This window comes from Acinetobacter calcoaceticus DSM 30006 = CIP 81.8, from assembly GCF_000368965.1.
Classification (GTDB): domain Bacteria; phylum Pseudomonadota; class Gammaproteobacteria; order Pseudomonadales; family Moraxellaceae; genus Acinetobacter; species Acinetobacter calcoaceticus.
This window is the reverse complement of sequence record NZ_KB849778.1, coordinates 410,425-428,158: the sequence shown is the minus strand read 5'-3', so window position 1 is coordinate 428,158 and position 17,734 is coordinate 410,425. Positions and strand designations below refer to the sequence as shown.

The following is a 17,734-nucleotide window of genomic DNA, read 5'->3' as shown; positions in this document are numbered from 1 at the left end:
AGGGGCTTATTTTTATGATTTGTCTTTAATGAAAACCTTTCGAATGTAGCTGTTAAGCGGGGTGGAATAATATTTTTCAATTGCTGCGCTAATGATGAAAGTTAGAATCAGATAGCCAATTAAAAGCATAATTTTGATGCTAGAGTCGGTTTGAGCCGGAATAAAAGCAACTTTCATAAGACCCAGCACAACTAGATGAAACAAATAAGTTTCATAACTTCTTTGCCCCAACCAGACCATAACTTTGGCAAATAAACTATGCGCTTGCGTTCCGGAAGGATGTTGAAAACACAAAATCAACAAACCAGTAGCAAAAGCAAATAAGCTAATACCCCATGTACTGACTTCTTTAATAGGAGCATATAAATAAAGGGCTGTCATACTCAAAATAATTAACCACGAAAGAGGTTTTTTATAAGTCCAATTGGGTTGATATGTATGAGAAAATATCGCAGTTAAACAACCAATGGCTATGCCGTCAAAACTCGAAAAATAATGATATAAATAGGCACCGCTTTCTTCTCCAAAATGTAGAGATCTAAAATAAGGCCCATATAAAATTACTCCAATAAGCACGGCAATAAATACCTTATTACTACGCGTGAGTAAGCACAATAATGGAAATACAAAGTAGAAAACTTCTTCTACAGAGAGTGACCACAACACGCCCAAAGCGTAGTTTACCCAACCAAATTTGATAATCAGGATATTCATCCAGAAGGTTAAAGCTGCAAATATGGTTAAGGGGTATGAGACCTCAATGCCATTCGGTGCTTGGTTTACAAAGGGTTTTAAGTCAAATGACCCAAGTAAACTTACACCTAGAATGAGTAAAACCAGACACGGTAAAATGCGGGCTGCTCGTCGGATATAAAAATGTTTGAGGTTAATTGCGGAGAATTGTTTGTCTCTTTTTAAAGTGTGATGGGTGATTAAGAAACCCGAAATCACAAAAAACATGGTCACGCCATAATTTCCGTTTCTTGCGATTAAGGTACTAAATGCTTCACCTAAAAAATTAAAACCTAACCATGTATCTTTAAGTTTATAGGGAATATTAAAGTGATGTAAAAGAACCAAAAGGATAGAGATTCCTCGAAGAATATCTATTTTATAATTACGCATTCGATGTGCTTCCAGTTTTATTAATATACTGTGTGGCAGAAGAATACTATCGATCAGTTATTTTAAATAAAATTTTTAAGCATCATTTCGTAAATCTAAAAGGATCATACTTTTTTCATCTTTGAATGGAGCAAAGGCATAGCAGAAATAATTATTAAATAAATATTGATAAAACCTTTATATATTTGAATTTATCTACATAAAACTTTAAATTAGCTCTTGTTGAACTATGTTTATTTTTTAAACTTTTTAAGATCTATTTAATTCATAAATTAACATATTGTATGTGGTTGTATATACATAGCATGTCAACTAAAATATGATTTTGCCTGCTGCCTTTTTGAGTATTTGTTATGCCCAGAACATCAAAACAAGAACATGCTGAGCTTTCGATTGAAGCTGATAGTCCAGTTCCTTTATATCAACGCGTCAAACAGCTGATTTCACAAAAGATTTATGAAGGGTCTTGGGCTGTAAATAAAAAAATTCCTTCTGAAAGCGAGTTGGTCAATCAACTTGGTTGCAGTTGCATGACAGTCAATCGTGCGCTACGAGAGTTAACGACTGAGGGTTTATTGGTACGTATACAGGGTGTTGGTTCTTTTGTTGCTGAAGGGCAAGGCCGAACCGCACTTTTTCAAATTAATAATATTGCCGAAGAGATTATCGCCCGTAACCATAAACACCATGCTGAAGTTTTAATTTTAGAACAAATTTATGCAAATGCAGAGCAAAGTGTATTAATGCAGACTCGTGAAGGGCAAAAGCTGTTTCATTCAATTATTGTGCATTATGAAAATGATGTGCCCGTTCAAGTCGAAGATCGTTTGGTTGATGCAGCACTCATTCCAGATTATCTACAACAAGATTTTAAAACCATTACTCCAAATGCATACTTAATGGCAAAAGCACCTGTGACAGAAGGTGAGCATATTGTTGAAGCCGTTTTAGCATCTCCGCAAGAGTGTAAGTGGCTAAAAATCACTAAAACTGAACCATGTTTACTCATTCGCCGTCGTACATGGTCCAATAAGCAACTCATTTCTAGTGCCCGTCTGACTTATCCTGGCAGTCGTTATTATCTCGAAGGCAAATTTACGCAATGATTGAAGTACTCAAGGCAGACCAATATACAAAAATGCTTTGGAAAAATGGTGCAGGCTATACTTTGGAAATTGCGCGAAGCCTAGGTGAAATCGAGTTTGATTGGCGAATTTCGATGGCAGATGTGACAACTTCTGGACCATTTTCCTTGTTCCCAAATAAGCAGCGAATTATTACTGTACTTGATGGGAAAGGTATTGAGTTACATGTCGATGATCTGCCTGCTAGGTCGTTAAAGCTAGGTGATATTTTTGCTTTTCATGGTGAAAGTCAGGTGCATAGTGAACTGGTTGACGGTGCAATTCGAGATCTAAATTTAATTTATGATCCTGCAAAATTTCATGCCCGCTTTCAGAGAGTAGACGGTACAGAAGCACAGACTTTTTTAAGCTCGGCAGACCTGATTTTCATTTTTAATAGTGGTTCTGGCACTGAAGTAGCGATTGAGGATAAAACCTTTGTACTCACTGCTAATGAGACTTTAAAAATTGAGAAAACCACTGCGATTACATCAGTCCATTTCCCTCAGAATTGGTCAAAAAATTGTTATGTTATTGAGTTAATTCAACGTTAAAACTAAATAAGTTATTTTTTAAAAGCACATGTCTAGTGAAAGGATATGTGCTTTTTTTATGCGGCTTGTAAAAATAAATTATTTTAATTCATATGCTTATTTAGTTTTTTTAAAAAATATTTGAAACCCTCTTCACGTTTTAAAATATTTGTGTAGTATATGGATGTATATACAAGTTAATACATTACTATACAAATGCGGAAACAAGTGATGTTCTGCTGATGTAAGCTCAAAGGAAGGAGTCCGCCTGTGACAACAACAACGACAACAAAATTTCGTGATGTAGAAATTCGTGCGCCACGCGGCACTGAATTGACAGTTAAAAGTTGGTTAACTGAAGCGCCATTACGTATGTTGATGAATAACCTTGATCCGGACGTTGCAGAAAACCCGAAAGAGTTGGTTGTATACGGTGGTATTGGCCGTGCAGCACGAAACTGGGAATGTTTCGACAAAATTGTAGATACTTTAAAAAATCTTGAAACTGATGAAACTCTATTAGTTCAATCAGGCAAACCAGTAGGTGTATTTAAAACTCATAAAGATGCACCACGCGTTTTAATTGCAAACTCAAACCTTGTGCCGCACTGGGCAAACTGGGAACACTTTAACGAGTTAGATGCAAAAGCACTCGCAATGTACGGTCAAATGACAGCGGGTTCATGGATCTACATTGGGAGCCAAGGCATTGTGCAAGGCACTTACGAAACTTTCGTTGAAGCTGGTCGTCAGCATTACAATGGTGATTTAAACGGTCGTTGGGTACTAACTGCCGGTTTAGGTGGTATGGGTGGCGCTCAGCCTTTAGCTGCAACGCTTGCAGGCGCTTGCTCTTTAAACATTGAATGCCAACAAGCAAGTATCGATTTTCGTTTACGTACGCGTTATGTAGACGAACAAGCAACTGATTTAGATGATGCTTTAGCGCGTATCGACCGTTACACGAAAGAAGGCAAGGTTATTTCAATTGCACTTCATGGCAACGCTGCAGAGATTTTACCTGAGCTTGTGCGCCGTGGTGTACGTCCAGACATGGTGACAGACCAAACAAGTGCACATGATCCACTGAATGGTTACTTACCAGTAGGTTGGACTTGGGATGAATACCGTGAACGTGCGAAAACAGAACCAGAAACTGTTGTAAAAGCTGCAAAACAGTCGATGGCGAAGCATGTACAAGCGATGCTCGATTTCCAAAAAATGGGTGTTCCAACATTTGACTATGGTAATAACATTCGTCAAATGGCGAAAGAAGAAGGCGTAGCAAACGCTTTTGATTTCCCTGGCTTCGTTCCTGCATATATCCGTCCATTGTTCTGCCGTGGTATTGGTCCATTCCGTTGGGCAGCGCTTTCTGGTGACCCAGAAGACATTTATAAAACAGATGCCAAAGTGAAAGAGTTAATTCCTGATGATGAACATTTGCATCACTGGTTAGACATGGCACGTGAACGCATTAGCTTCCAAGGCTTACCAGCGCGTATTTGCTGGGTTGGTCTGGGCTTACGTGCAAAACTTGGTTTGGCATTTAACGAAATGGTTCGTAGTGGTGAATTATCAGCACCAGTTGTGATTGGGCGTGACCACTTAGACTCAGGTTCAGTTGCGAGTCCAAACCGTGAAACTGAAGCAATGCAAGACGGATCAGACGCAGTATCAGACTGGCCTTTATTAAATGCATTGTTAAATACAGCAGGCGGGGCAACTTGGGTGTCTTTACACCATGGTGGTGGTGTAGGTATGGGCTTCTCTCAACATTCAGGCGTTGTGATTGTGTGTGATGGTACAGATGACGCTGCTGCACGTATTGCTCGCGTACTGACCAATGACCCTGCAACAGGTGTTATGCGTCATGCCGATGCAGGTTATGAAATTGCGATTAACTGTGCGAAAGAGCAAGGCTTAAACTTGCCAATGATCACTCAATAAAAACACATGGAAAAACTAGCGGTGCTTTTTGCAATTGTGAAAAGCACCGTCTCAGCAGAATATAGTGCCAAAAATTAGGAAGCCAACATGGAATTATTGATCCAACCGGGAAAATTAACCTTAGCTGATTTACGTCAAGCTTACCTCAACCCGATTAAAGTTAAATTAGATGACAGTGCTTCAGCTGCAATCAACGCAAGCGTGGCTTGTGTAGAACAGATTGTAAATGAAGGGCGTACAGCTTACGGCATTAACACAGGTTTTGGTTTACTTGCTTCAACCAAGATTGCTCCTGAAGATTTAGAACAATTACAGCGTTCATTGGTTCTTTCGCATGCAGCAGGTGTAGGTGAGCCACTTGATGATGCAATGGTTCGTTTAATTATTCTATTGAAAGCAAATAGCTTGGCACGTGGTTTCTCAGGTATTCGCCGTAAAGTCATTGATGCATTGTTGGCTTTAATCAATGCAGAAGTTTATCCGCATATTCCTCTTAAAGGCTCAGTAGGTGCTTCGGGTGACTTGGCACCACTTGCACATATGTCATTGATTTTGTTGGGTGAAAGTAAGGCGCGTTATAAAGGTGAATGGATACCAGCAGTTGAAGCTTTAAAAATTGCAGGCTTAGAGCCAATTTCTTTAGCAGCTAAAGAAGGCTTGGCACTTCTAAACGGTACACAAGTTTCGACCGCTTATGCTTTACGTGGTTTGTTTGAAGCTGAAGATTTATTTGCTGCTGCAACTGTATGCGGTGGTTTAAGTGTTGAAGCAATGCTGGGTTCACGTTCACCGTTTGATGCACGTATTCATGAAGTACGTGGTCAACGTGGTCAAATTGATGTGGCTGCGGCTTATCGTGACCTCTTAACAGAATCAAGTGAAATTGCGCATTCACACGAAGACTGTAGCAAAGTTCAAGACCCGTATTCATTGCGTTGTCAGCCACAGGTGATGGGTGCATGTCTAACTCAAATCCGTCAGGCTGCTGAAGTTTTAGCAATTGAAGCAAATGCAGTGTCTGATAACCCTCTTGTTTTTGCAGCAGAAGGTGATGTGATTTCTGGTGGTAACTTCCACGCAGAACCTGTTGCTATGGCAGCAGATAATCTGGCATTGGCAATTGCAGAAATTGGTTCACTTTCAGAACGTCGTATTTCGATGATGATGGACCGCCACATGTCACAGCTTCCACCGTTCTTAGTTGCAAATGGTGGCGTTAACTCAGGTTTCATGATTGCTCAAGTTACAGCAGCAGCGCTTGCGAGTGATAACAAAGCACTTGCACATCCGGCGAGTGTTGATAGTTTACCGACTTCAGCGAATCAGGAAGACCATGTTTCAATGGCGCCTAACGCTGGTAAACGACTTTGGCCAATGGCCGATAACGTTCGCGGCATTCTAGCTGTTGAATGGTTAGGCGCTTGTCAGGGTTTAGACTTCCGTGAAGGCCTAAAAAGCTCGCCTAAACTTGAACAAGCCCGTAAAATCTTGCGCGCTCAAGTGCCGTACTACAGCGAAGACCGTTTCTTTGCTCCTGATATTGAACAGGCAAGTGAATTACTTTCGAGTGGTTGTCTAAACGAGTTAATTATTCCAAACCTACTCCCTAGTTTATCTGAAGTGTGATTAATAAAACGGTCACATGGAGTGGCCGAATCTAACTAAATATCCTCAAGGATTGGAGATTATAATGTCACAAAACTCCACACTACAGCGGGGGTTGAACACCCGTCACATTCGTTTCTTGGCATTGGGCTCAGCAATTGGAACTGGGCTTTTCTATGGTTCGGCAACTGCCATTAAAATGGCTGGGCCTTCAGTATTACTAGCGTATATTGTTGCAGGGATTGCAATTTATATTGTTATGCGCGCACTGGGTGAAATGGCTGTCCATAACCCTGTATCTGGTTCATTTAGTCACTACGCATCACAGTATATTAGTCCACTGGCAGGTTTCACCACAGGTTGGACTTATGTTTTTGAAATGGTGATTGTTGCACTTGCCGATGTCACTGCTTTTGGTATTTATATGGGATTCTGGTATCCCGATGTGCCACGGTGGATCTGGATTTTATCGTTAATTATGTTTTTAGGCGCTATTAACTTAATTCACGTTAAGGTTTTTGGCGAGCTCGAATTCTGGTTATCCATTATCAAAGTTACTGCCATTGTTGCCATGATTCTAGGTGGTTTAGGGCTTATGTTCTATGGCTTCCAAGCTGATCATAGCAATATCGTACCGGGTATTTCAAACCTATGGATTTATGACGGTTTTATGCCGCATGGTATTGCAGGTTTGGTGGCATGTTTATCTGTAGTTGTATTTGCCTTTGGTGGTATTGAGATTATTGGCATTACAGCGGGTGAGTCTCAAGATCCGAAAACCACTTTGCCAAAAGCAATTAATGCCGTTCCGGTTCGTATTTTACTTTTTTATGTGCTCACGATTTTTGTTCTGATGTCGATTTTCCCATGGAACCAAATTGGTAGCCAAGGTAGTCCATTTGTCCAGATTTTTGAAAATTTAGGCATTAAATCAGCAGCAAATATTTTAAATATTGTCGTGATTTCAGCAGCTGTTTCAGCAATTAACAGTGATGTATTTGGCGCAGGCCGTATGCTTTATGGCATGGCAAACCGTGGTCAAGCACCTCGAGTTTTCCAAAAATTGTCACGTAATGGTGTGCCATGGATGACTGTTGTGGTGATGGCTGGTGTGCTATTGACGGGTGTGGTACTGAACTATCTTATTCCTGAAAACGTATTCATGATCATTGCATCAATTGCGACTTTTGCAACTGTATGGGTTTGGCTCATGATTTTGCTTTCGCAAGTGGCGATGCGCCGTAAATTATCTACTGCTGAAATTAAGGCGCTTGATTTCCCTGTATGGGGTTGGCCATATGCACCTGCGTTCGCGATTGGTTTTATGATGTTCATTTTAGTCATGATGGGTTATTTCCCTGATTCACGTCCTGCAATTTATGTAGGTATAACATGGCTTATACTCTTAACTATTGCTTATCGCATATGGGTAAAACCAGACCAGAACTTGGGCAAGAAAAGTAATCCTATCCATCAAAATGTTGAGATAGAAAGCTAACAAATGAACTGCCCAATGGTTTAACTATTGGGCAGTTTTGAGGAAAGGCTAATGAAAAAACTTTGGCAAAATTGCCACATTGCGACCATGCAAAATGGGCAATACTCCTACATTGAAGATGCTGCAATTGTCACAGAAGGGCACTTCATTCATTGGATTGGAAAACAACAACAACTTCCTACCGACACATATTCCGAAACAGTTGATTTAAATGGCGCTTGGGTTACCCCAGGGTTTATTGACTGTCATACGCATAGTGTATTTGGTGGCAACCGTAGTGTTGAGTTTGAAAAACGCTTGCAAGGTGTGAGCTATGCTGAAATTGCAGCAAGCGGTGGTGGCATTGCAAGTACAGTGCGTGCAACGCGTGAAGCCAGTGAAGAACAATTACTAAATTCAGCACTTAAGCGCATTCGCTGTATGCAACAAGATGGTGTAACCACCATCGAGATTAAGTCTGGTTACGGACTCAATTACGAAAATGAGCGCAAAATGCTACGCGTCATTCGTCAAATTGGTGAAGTCTTGCCAATGACGGTAAAAAGTACTTGTTTGGCTGCTCATGCTTTACCGCCAGAGTACAAAGATCAAAGCGATGCTTATATCGAGCATATCTGTACAGAAATGCTGCCTAAACTGCATGCTGAAGGTTTAGTCGATGCTGTTGATGCTTTCTGTGAGCATTTGGCCTTTTCACCAGCTCAGGTTGAACGTGTTTTTAAAACGGCACAATCTTTGAATTTACCCGTTAAGCTTCATGCGGAACAGCTTTCATCACTAGGTGGTTCAAGCTTGGCAGCACGTTATCATGCTTTGTCAGCCGACCATTTAGAGTACATGACCGAAGATGATGTTAAAGCAATGGCAGAGTCGGGTACGGTTGCTGTGCTATTGCCGGGTGCCTTTTATTTATTACGTGAAACACAATATCCACCAGTTGAAAGTCTAATTAAACATGGTGTGCGTATTGCACTGTCGAGCGATTTAAACCCGGGCACATCTCCAGCACTTTCTTTACGTTTAATGCTCAACATGGGCAGCACACTATTCCGTTTAACACCTGAGCAAACATTGGCTGGTGTCACCATTCATGCTGCACAAGCACTCGGTTTAGAGCAAACGCATGGTAGTTTAGAGCAGGGTAAAGTCGCTGACTTTGTGGCTTGGGATATTGAGCATCCATCTGAAATTGTTTACTGGCTTGGCGGAGATTTGCCTAAGCGAGTAATTCAGCATGGACAAGAAGTTATTTTTTAAACGGTATCACCATGAATCACACATTTAAATGGCAAGGCCGCCATGATGGCGAAGGTGAAGCACACCAACGCATTCATCATATTATCAACAAAACTCAACATGCTGAATTTGCGCTGATTGGTTTTAGCTCTGATGAAGGCGTGAAACGTAATAAAGGTAGAGTCGGTGCGGCAGATGCTCCAGATGCAATCCGTAACCAGCTTGCCAATTTACCTATTCATCGACCAGTCAGTCTGGTCGATTTGGGTACAGTGACCTGCGAATATGAGAATTTAGAGCAAGCACAAGCTGAGTTAGCTGAACAAGTCGCAAACAGCTTGCAAATTGGTTTAAAACCGATTGTATTGGGCGGTGGACACGAAGTCGCATTTGGTAGCTTTAGCGGTTTATTCCAATATGTACAAGCACATGCGCCTGAACAAAAAATAGGAATTATTAACTTCGATGCCCATTTTGATTTGCGTGAAGCAGAGCATGCAACCTCTGGTACACCTTTCTTACAGGCAGCTCGACTTTCAGAACACCATCAAAAACAATTTAATTATTTATGTATTGGGGTAGCTAACCATGCCAATACTAAAGTTTTGTTTGATACTGCCGATGCTCTAAATTGCTCATATTTACGTGATCATGAGGTTAATATTTTTAACCTAAACAACGTACTTGCGGCGGTTGATGCTTTTATTGAAAAAGTAGACTGTTTGTACGTTACGATTGATTTAGATGTCTTCGCGGCCGCGGTTGCACCCGGAGTAAGTGCACCAGCTGTAAAAGGAATTGATTTAGCCACTTTTGAAGCAATTTTTAAGCATATTCAAGAGACTGGAAAAATTAAACTTTTAGATATTGCTGAGTGCAATCCAAAATTTGATTTAGACAATAGAACAGCAAAACTGGCTGCCTATATTGTTTATCAATATTTGTTTTCTTGAGAACCAATTTTTAATGTAGAAATTAAAAAGTGCACTGAGATCGCTCATGTGCACTTTTTTAAGTTTCTGAACCATTAAAGTCAGCTACGGAATATAGATAGCAACTATAAATAATTTAATTAGAAAGAAAATTAATTTATAAAATCATTGAGTTAAAAAATACTCGATTTTTACACTATTTTATATGCTGCTTGGCACGTAATTTGTTTTGTCTTTATTTTAACCTTCGTTAAATATTTCTGGATAATTAAATGAAAAACAGAACCTTACATTTTGCTTGTATCAGTGTTTTATTTTGGATGTCTCATTCTTCTGATGCTGCAACCCCCGAAACTAATACAAATACCATCGAAAAATCACAATCTAAACAAAACAGTGGTGTCTCTGTTCGGGTGAAAGCTTTAAACCAGCTTTTACAAGAGCAATGGGAATACACTTTAAAAAATAATCCTGAAACTGCCACTACTTTAGGCGATTTACGCTACAACAATCGATGGACTGAGCTTTCAAAAAATCAGATCGAGAAAGATAAAAAAAGTACTCAAAATTTTTTAAAACGTTTTGAAGCAATTGATAGCACAGGGTTTTCAGCAACTGATCAATTAAATAAAGATTTAATGATTTATCAGTTGAAAGAGACACTTAAAAGTTATGATTTGAAACTCTATGAGATGCCTTTCAATCAAATGTGGGGGTTACATTTACAATTTCCGGGGTTTATTAGTTCGATTCCCTTTGATAATGCGAAGCAATATCAAGACTATATTGCTCGTTTAAAACAAATCCCTCTTATTCTTGATCAAGGTATTCAGTTAGCAAAACAAGGGCAAAAAGATGGCTTGATACCACCGAAATATTTAATTGAAAAGGTGGCAAAGCAGATTGATAGCATTGCAACTCCAGCAGGAAAGGACAGTGTTTTTGCTTCTCCATTAAAGCAATTTCCAAATAATATTCCGAAAGCAGAACAAGAGCGCTTAAGCCGTGAAATACTACAGGCCATAGATCAGAATGTTCGGCCTGCCTATCAAAAACTTGGCACGTTTATTCAGAAAGATTACTTACCCTATGGACGACAACACGAGGGTATATGGAGCTTGCCAAAAGGTGACGAGCTCTATCGCTTTTATGTAGAAAACAATACGACAACCTTGGAAAGCCCTGAAACTATTCATCAGCTCGGATTAAAAGAAGTTGCTCGTATTGAAGCTGAAATGCTTAAAATTGCCAAAGCACAAGGTTTCAGCGACTTAAAAAGTTTCCAACAGTCCTTAAAAACAAATCCCGCTGTTTTCCCAAAATCTCGTGAAGAAATTTTAGAGATTTATCGGGGATATATTGTCCAAATGCAACCAGAGTTGCCGAAGCTGTTTGGTTTATTACCCAAAAATAAAGTCGAAGTTCTGCCTGTAGAGCAATATCGAGAAAAGGAAGCGGCAGGTGCGGAGTATCACCAAGGAACACCTGATGGTTCACGACCTGGACAAGTGTATGTGAATACAGGGGACTTCTCTGAACGTTCAAAAATATCAATGGAAGCGACTGCTTACCATGAGGCTATTCCTGGGCATCATATGCAGATTGATATAGCTCAAAACTTGCCAAATTTGCCAATGTTCCGCAAGCAGCCTAACCACACAGCTTATATTGAAGGATGGGCACTTTACGCAGAGCAACTGGGTAAAGATGTTGGTTTCTATAAAGACCCACTTTCAGACTATGGAAGATTATCGAGTGAGTTGTTCCGTGCTTGTCGGTTAGTGGTTGACACAGGTGTACATTATAAAAAATGGACCCGTCAGCAAATGATTGATTTCATGAGAGATCATTCTGCTTTAGATGAACCAGATATTCAGGCAGAGACAGATCGATATATTGCTGTTCCTGCCCAAGCATTGGCATACAAGATGGGGCAACTAAAAATTTTAGAGTTACGAGAGTTAGCTAAACATGAGCTCGGAGATCGTTTTGATATCAAAGCATTCCATGACATGATTTTAAATGCAGGAACATTGCCTTTAAATATATTGGATGCACGTATTAAAAATTGGATTAAGGAACAAAAAGCGGCAGCTTAAAATAAAATTCAAAATTTAGGTCAGGTCCTCGTTGGGCCTGATTTAAAAACAGATAGAAAACAGAATATAATAATGAAAAATATAGTTTCTTTTAGAATTTTAAATTGGAAAAATAATGAACCAGAAGAATAACCCGATTGGAATGATTGATTCTGGTTTAGGCGGGCTGTCTCTATTTAAGTACATTCGGCAGGCACTTCCGAATGAAGACATTATCTATTTCGCTGACTCGAAGTATGTCCCGTATGGAGACAAAGAAAGCGACTGGATTGTTTCACGAACCACGCATCTAATTTCAAATCTAGTTGCTCAGGGTAAATGCAAAGCGATCGTGATTGCTTGTAACACCATGACGGCTGTAGCGATTGAAACAATTAGAGCGCAAATTAATGTGCCACTAATTGCCATAGAACCCGCGGTAAAACCTGCGGTGGCAATAACCATGAGCAAGCATATTGCTGTCTTGGCAACTGCAACTACGGTAAAGGGCAAAAACTTAAAAAGTTTAATTGAAACGTATGCGCAAGATATTAAAGTGTCTTTAGTACCTTGTATTGGTTTAGCCGAAAAAATTGAAACGGGTAAAGCACATACAGCGGAAGTTAAAGATTATTTAAAAAATATTTTGGCGCCGCTGGTCGAGCAAAAAGTCGATACGATTATTTTAGGATGCACACACTATCCATTTGTCTCAAACATTATTCAGGAAATTGTAGGTCGTGATATACAAATTCTTGAGCCTTCAGAAGCAGTTACAGCGCATTTAATCCGCCAGTTAAAGAGATATCATTTAAGTTCTGAAAGCTCAAATGAAGGGAATCATATTATTTGGACCAGTTCAGACCCGTTGGAAGTTGCGGATGTTACTTTTTCTTTGTTAGGTACGCATTTACCAGTAAAAGCTGTAGGAAAATAAGCTCTCGAAAAGATGGTAAGAGCATTTTCTCTTACCATCTTATGTACTAGTTCAAATTAAGCTTATTTCAATTCCCAGCGCTGTTTTGGGTCATTAGATCGTTGACTAATACCTACAGATGAACCCCAGAGATGTGTTAGTACAGCATCTGGTTGGCCTTCTACAAAGATATAACCATCTTCAAATGCCCATTTAGTTTGGTACTGGCGACCCGCGCCTTGCAAGAAAACATCGCCACTGTGCCAATTAACTGGTTTTAATTCTTTACCATTGGTACTGTTTAACGCTGTTTGCAGTTGTTCAAAAGACTCATTTGATTTTAAGCTTACCTTTAAAATCTTTTTGACCGTATCCATATTTTTTTCATTCGTATGTAAATCTAGCGTTTTTCTAAGCTCTAGAAGGACTTTTACGGCTTCTTTTTTAAGGTCTTGAGTATTTTCATATTCTTTATATGCTTTTACATGAAGTTCCATCATGCTCTCTTTCTTCATATTTTTTAGAAGAGCATCGATATTGTCATGGCGTAAATGCAATCGGAACTCTGACCTTGTAGTCCAATCTTTTTGATCCAAGACATCTAATTGCACAGCGGCAAGAATAATTTTATAGAGTTGTTCGTTATGCTGAGCGAAAGGATTTTCAGACAAACCTTTAAGTTCAGGAATATTTAAAAAGAGCCAAGGAGAGGAAGCATATTCATGGAACTTTTGCTCAATACGACGAATTGACTCATGAGCGAGTACGGCATTTAAATATTCGTTCAGCTTAGTCTCATCAAGTTTACCAACAAGTTCGGATTTAATATTTTCTTCGCCGTTACTATGAATAAATGTCTCTAATAAACCAACAATATCAAGACAATCACTGGTTTTTAAGTGGGCGAGTGTTTCTTCATCTTGCTTTGGTAAAAGATTAAGGAAATTTTCTAAATCTTTATATAATAATTTATATGCAATCGCATCTGTTTCAACACGAGCACCGAGAGCCCAACTAGAGCGAATATCAGTCACTTTGTTATAAAGCATATTCACTCTACGACCCCAGCCGTCTGCGTGACTGTCAAAATACCAAAGCTCTTCTTCTATGTTTTTAACCTTGTCATGTACCGTAAATTCACGGTCATTTGTATGAGAGTAAGGTAAGACACCCGTTTCACCACGTGCAGTTACAGCATCTTGTAAGCCATGTGTCTGGCCACCATACAGACTTGAAATACATGCACCTGTTTCTTTGTTAATGATTCTAAAGTTTCCTTCTGGGAATCCATTAGCCATGATAAGTCACTCCTTATAATTAGAAAGTTTTTGTAATAGTCGAAATTAATAGTTATCAAGTAAATTTCGAAGCGTGATTTATACCATAATTTCATATCTATAAATCCGAGTGTTTTTGTTGGTTTTTGTATATAAGATATTGATTTAGATATATTTATTAGAATATCTTAATAAAAGCCAGAAACTATGCTTTAGAGCTTTATGAGCACAATAAAAAGCCCAATATACTTTTAAATCTGTACAACGTATTGATGTTACTTTTTCTTTATTAGGAAAACATTTACCCGTAAAAGCTGTAGAAAAATAAGCGTTCGAAAAGAGGGTAAGAGGTGTTCGCTTATCGACTTATGGAGTCGGGGCTTTCTATAAGATGTCTTTATGCCTAGCTCTTTTTATCTTATATATTTATATAAACTATTAAATTAGAATTAACGATTAAACTATTTTATTAACCGAATGTATATAACTCAAGTTTATATTTTAAATTTAATTAAAAGCCATGAATACAATAAAGAGAATAACATTATCTAAATATTAATAAAATTATTATATTTAAACTTTTTTATTAAAAAAAATTGACGTTCTTTATTATACCGATTATTATCTCGTTGCTGGCCTACATTGCCAGACGGTTTTGACAGACCGTAAGTCCCCATAGCGGATTATAGTTCTACTATAAGTCGTTAGACCCTTGCGTCCCCTTTCTTTGCGGTAGGACGGAAGGGGGACGCCCCGTGCGTGCTGGTCTCTATGGGCACCAGTCTGTCAACCCTCTTTCGTTCTACCACCATAAATTAATTCGCGGTGATCTGGTGGTAGGACTCCATTTTTAAGGAGTTGGCTATGCCACTATTCAAACTCATTTTCTCTCTTATTTAATTATTTTATTTATTTAAAATTTAGGTTTTTTGCGACCTGATTTTTTAAATTTATAAATTATTTTTATTTTAAAATTTTAATTATTTTATTTTTCTATGTTTGTGGGAGGGTTAATTATTATTTAAAAAATTATTTTAATATTTAGGATAATCATATTTTTATTTTATTTAAAGATATAAATAATCATGAGAATAATATGAAACTTCATAAATTTATATTAGTTTTAAACCTTGTGATCGGTGCTTACAGTATTACAAATGATGATGCGAATGCTCAGCAGGAATTTAAAAGAATTTGTTTGTCAGGTGAACACATGCAAGCCAGTTGCAATTGTGTTTGCCAACAGCTTGCACAGATGTATTCGCCTCAAACCGTACAACGTTTAAAACACACCAGTTTGCAAAGTCCTGATCTCCCACAGGACTTTGCCCCTAACTTGTTCGGCATCATTCGACGCTGCGACAAAACTGAAATGGGCTAAGTTCGCTTAGCTCCTTTATCTCTGTGTCGCAATGATCTCTCAAACTTTAAATCAGCGCAAAAGTAAAAAGTCCGTTGTGACACAGGGCCCTAGGGAAGTGTTCTCTATTTTCTTTCACGGGAAAGGGGCTGTGTAGCCGTATGAACGCAATAAAAAAGCCCGATATGCACTTACACATATCGGGCTTAATCAATCAGTTATTAAAGCAGGGGATGCCTTAATAATGATCTTTTTTGAATTACTCTACAGTTACTGACTTCGCCAAGTTACGTGGCTGGTCAACGTCTGTACCACGTAATACAGCAACGTGATAAGACAATAGCTGAACTGGTACGCTATAAACAATTGGAGCTAGCCATTCGTTTACTGCTGGAATATGCACAACGTGCTGACGGTCTTTTTCATTGATTCCGCTATTTTCATCAGCGAAAACAAATAACTCACCACCACGTGCCTGAACTTCTTCCATATTTGATTTTAGCTTATCAAGCATTTCATCATGTGGAGCAAGAATCACGATTGGCATTTCATTATCAACGAGTGCTAATGGACCGTGTTTTAACTCACCAGCTGCATAGCCTTCTGCATGAATATATGAAATTTCTTTTAGCTTTAATGCGCCTTCTAATGCGATTGGATAATTCGTACCACGGCCTAAGAATAAGCAGTGATTTTTTTCAACGAATAATTCAGACAAACGCAAAATTTCTGGATCATGTTTAAGCGTATCAAGAATAACTTTCGGGCTGTGCCATAGCTCACGCGTAATTTCTTCAAGCAGAGCAGGGCTAATACGTTGTTTCACTTGACCAATTTTCAAGATTAACAACATAAGCGCAGCGAGCTGAGTCGTGAACGCTTTAGTTGAAGCAACACCAATCTCAGGACCAGCAAGAGTCAATAAGTGATGATCAGTTTCACGAACCATTGAAGACGTAGCAACGTTACAGATGGTTAAAGTCTGAATGTCGATATTGTTTGCTTTAGCACGTTTTTGAGTTTCGCGTAGCGCCGCTAATGTATCGGCTGTTTCACCTGACTGTGAAATACAAATATAAAGTGTATTTTCAACAATTACAGGTGTGCGATAGCGGAATTCACTCGCGATTTCAACTTGGCAAGGCACACCAATGAGTTGTTCAAACCAATATTTCGCAATCATTCCTGAGTGGTAACTTGTACCACAAGCGATGATTTGTACGCTTTGAATTTTATTAAAATCTGCTTCAGCATTTTTCAAGAAATCATCACGTAAGCTATTGCCATCAAGTGCTTGAGAAATCGTTTGCTTGATTGCTTCTGGCTGCTCATAAATTTCTTTGAGCATGTAGTGTTTGTATTCGCCTTTTGATGCGCTGCTTACAGTTGCATCAAGCTCTCTCACTGGACGTTCAACGCGTTCACCGTTTGCAAATACTTCAATTGAAGTACGTGTAAGACGCGCAATATCACCTTCTTCTAGGTACATAAAGCGGTTAGTCACAGGTAAAAGTGCAAGTTGGTCTGAACTGATAAAGTTTTCACCAATACCTACGCCAATCACTAAAGGTGAACCTTCACGTACAGTAATGAGTTCATCTGGATAATCGCTATGGATAATACCTAGTGCGTAAGCACCTTTAAGCTGTGGTACAACAGCTTCAACAGCGTCTAAAAGGCTATCTGTGCTTTTTAGGGCTTCAGCAACTAAGTGTGCAACAACTTCAGTATCTGTTTGAGAAGTAAAAACATAACCTAAAGCTTGTAGGTCGTCTTTTAGCTCTTGATAGTTCTCAATGATACCGTTATGTACGACAGCAACCTTACCAGACATATGCGGGTGAGCATTATTTTCAGTTGGTTTACCATGGGTCGCCCAACGTGTATGCGCAATGCCGATAGCCCCTGTAAGTTGGTGTTCAGCAACTGCATCTGCAAGATTGATGACTTTACCTACACGACGCTCACGTAAAATCTGTTGATTATTTAGTAAAGCAACACCCGCAGAATCATAACCACGGTATTCAAGACGTTTTAAACCTTCAATTAAAATCTCGGTTACACAACGCTCTGCAACGCCTCCGACGATACCACACATAC

At 39.1% G+C, this 17,734-nt stretch carries 12 protein-coding genes and 1 pseudogene; 10 read left to right on the top strand and 3 right to left on the bottom strand.

Features of this window, described 5'->3' with window-relative positions:
- Window positions 1-12 precede the first annotated feature (12 nt).
- Window positions 13-1,125, bottom strand: coding sequence for an acyltransferase family protein (locus F936_RS02090; RefSeq protein WP_005044379.1), 1,113 nt, complete (start codon window positions 1,123-1,125; stop codon window positions 13-15).
- A gap of 353 nt (window positions 1,126-1,478) precedes the next feature.
- Here F936_RS02090 and hutC point away from each other — a divergent pair, with 353 nt between their 5' ends.
- The 9 genes from hutC to murI all read left to right on the top strand — a co-directional run bounded on the left by hutC (window position 1,479) and on the right by murI (window position 13,018).
- Window positions 1,479-2,231 carry a histidine utilization repressor gene (hutC, locus tag F936_RS02085; RefSeq protein WP_005044377.1) on the top strand — a complete coding sequence of 251 codons (753 nt, stop codon included), beginning with the start codon at window positions 1,479-1,481 and terminating at the stop codon, window positions 2,229-2,231.
- Complete coding sequence (locus tag F936_RS02080; RefSeq protein ID WP_005044375.1) at window positions 2,228-2,803, top strand: HutD/Ves family protein; 576 nt, start codon at window positions 2,228-2,230, stop codon at window positions 2,801-2,803. The genes hutC and F936_RS02080 overlap by 4 nt, the downstream gene beginning before the upstream one ends.
- A gap of 249 nt (window positions 2,804-3,052) precedes the next feature.
- Window positions 3,053-4,732: a urocanate hydratase gene (gene hutU / locus F936_RS02075; protein WP_005044372.1), complete on the top strand. Its 1,680-nt coding sequence runs from the start codon at window positions 3,053-3,055 to the stop codon at window positions 4,730-4,732.
- A gap of 87 nt (window positions 4,733-4,819) precedes the next feature.
- Window positions 4,820-6,358: a histidine ammonia-lyase gene (gene hutH, locus F936_RS02070; RefSeq protein ID WP_003654215.1), complete on the top strand. Its 1,539-nt coding sequence runs from the start codon at window positions 4,820-4,822 to the stop codon at window positions 6,356-6,358.
- 64 nt (window positions 6,359-6,422) lie between these two features.
- On the top strand, window positions 6,423-7,835 hold the full coding sequence (locus F936_RS02065) for an amino acid permease (protein WP_005044370.1): 1,413 nt from the start codon (window positions 6,423-6,425) through the stop codon (window positions 7,833-7,835).
- A gap of 51 nt (window positions 7,836-7,886) precedes the next feature.
- Entirely contained in the window at window positions 7,887-9,092 is a 1,206-nt protein-coding gene (hutI, locus tag F936_RS02060; RefSeq protein ID WP_005044368.1) for an imidazolonepropionase, read from the top strand.
- An 11-nt stretch (window positions 9,093-9,103) separates the two neighbouring features.
- Complete coding sequence (gene hutG / locus F936_RS02055; protein ID WP_005044366.1) at window positions 9,104-10,024, top strand: formimidoylglutamase; 921 nt, start codon at window positions 9,104-9,106, stop codon at window positions 10,022-10,024.
- A gap of 251 nt (window positions 10,025-10,275) precedes the next feature.
- Entirely contained in the window at window positions 10,276-12,102 is a 1,827-nt protein-coding gene (locus F936_RS02050) for a DUF885 domain-containing protein (protein WP_005044364.1), read from the top strand.
- Window positions 12,103-12,217: 115 nt separating this feature from the next.
- Entirely contained in the window at window positions 12,218-13,018 is an 801-nt protein-coding gene (gene murI / locus F936_RS02045) for a glutamate racemase (protein ID WP_005044363.1), read from the top strand.
- A gap of 62 nt (window positions 13,019-13,080) precedes the next feature.
- On the opposite strand, the gene F936_RS02040 is transcribed toward murI, so the two are convergent.
- The gene (locus F936_RS02040; protein WP_005037899.1) at window positions 13,081-14,295 is read right to left on the bottom strand and encodes a hypothetical protein; all 1,215 of its coding nucleotides are present in this window, start codon (window positions 14,293-14,295) and stop codon (window positions 13,081-13,083) included.
- 1,075 nt (window positions 14,296-15,370) lie between these two features.
- On the opposite strand from F936_RS02040, the pseudogene F936_RS02035 reads away from it, so the two are divergent.
- Window positions 15,371-15,665 (top strand): annotated as a pseudogene (locus tag F936_RS02035) (hypothetical protein).
- A gap of 228 nt (window positions 15,666-15,893) precedes the next feature.
- Here F936_RS02035 and glmS read toward each other — a convergent pair.
- Complete coding sequence (glmS, locus tag F936_RS02030) at window positions 15,894-17,732, bottom strand: glutamine--fructose-6-phosphate transaminase (isomerizing) (protein ID WP_005044361.1); 1,839 nt, start codon at window positions 17,730-17,732, stop codon at window positions 15,894-15,896.
- Window positions 17,733-17,734 lie beyond the last annotated feature (2 nt).

What these genes read in the sequence shown, in the direction of transcription:
- F936_RS02090 (WP_005044379.1), bottom strand. Translation starts at nt 1,125, where the DNA reads ATGCGTAATTATAAAATAGATATTCTTCGAGGAATCTCTATCCTTTTG.
- hutC (WP_005044377.1), top strand. Translation starts at nt 1,479, where the DNA reads ATGCCCAGAACATCAAAACAAGAACATGCTGAGCTTTCGATTGAAGCT.
- F936_RS02080 (WP_005044375.1), top strand. Translation starts at nt 2,228, where the DNA reads ATGATTGAAGTACTCAAGGCAGACCAATATACAAAAATGCTTTGGAAA.
- hutH (WP_003654215.1), top strand. Translation starts at nt 4,820, where the DNA reads ATGGAATTATTGATCCAACCGGGAAAATTAACCTTAGCTGATTTACGT.
- F936_RS02065 (WP_005044370.1), top strand. Translation starts at nt 6,423, where the DNA reads ATGTCACAAAACTCCACACTACAGCGGGGGTTGAACACCCGTCACATT.
- hutI (WP_005044368.1), top strand. Translation starts at nt 7,887, where the DNA reads ATGAAAAAACTTTGGCAAAATTGCCACATTGCGACCATGCAAAATGGG.
- hutG (WP_005044366.1), top strand. Translation starts at nt 9,104, where the DNA reads ATGAATCACACATTTAAATGGCAAGGCCGCCATGATGGCGAAGGTGAA.
- F936_RS02050 (WP_005044364.1), top strand. Translation starts at nt 10,276, where the DNA reads ATGAAAAACAGAACCTTACATTTTGCTTGTATCAGTGTTTTATTTTGG.
- murI (WP_005044363.1), top strand. Translation starts at nt 12,218, where the DNA reads ATGAACCAGAAGAATAACCCGATTGGAATGATTGATTCTGGTTTAGGC.
- F936_RS02040 (WP_005037899.1), bottom strand. Translation starts at nt 14,295, where the DNA reads ATGGCTAATGGATTCCCAGAAGGAAACTTTAGAATCATTAACAAAGAA.
- glmS (WP_005044361.1), bottom strand. Translation starts at nt 17,732, where the DNA reads ATGTGTGGTATCGTCGGAGGCGTTGCAGAGCGTTGTGTAACCGAGATT.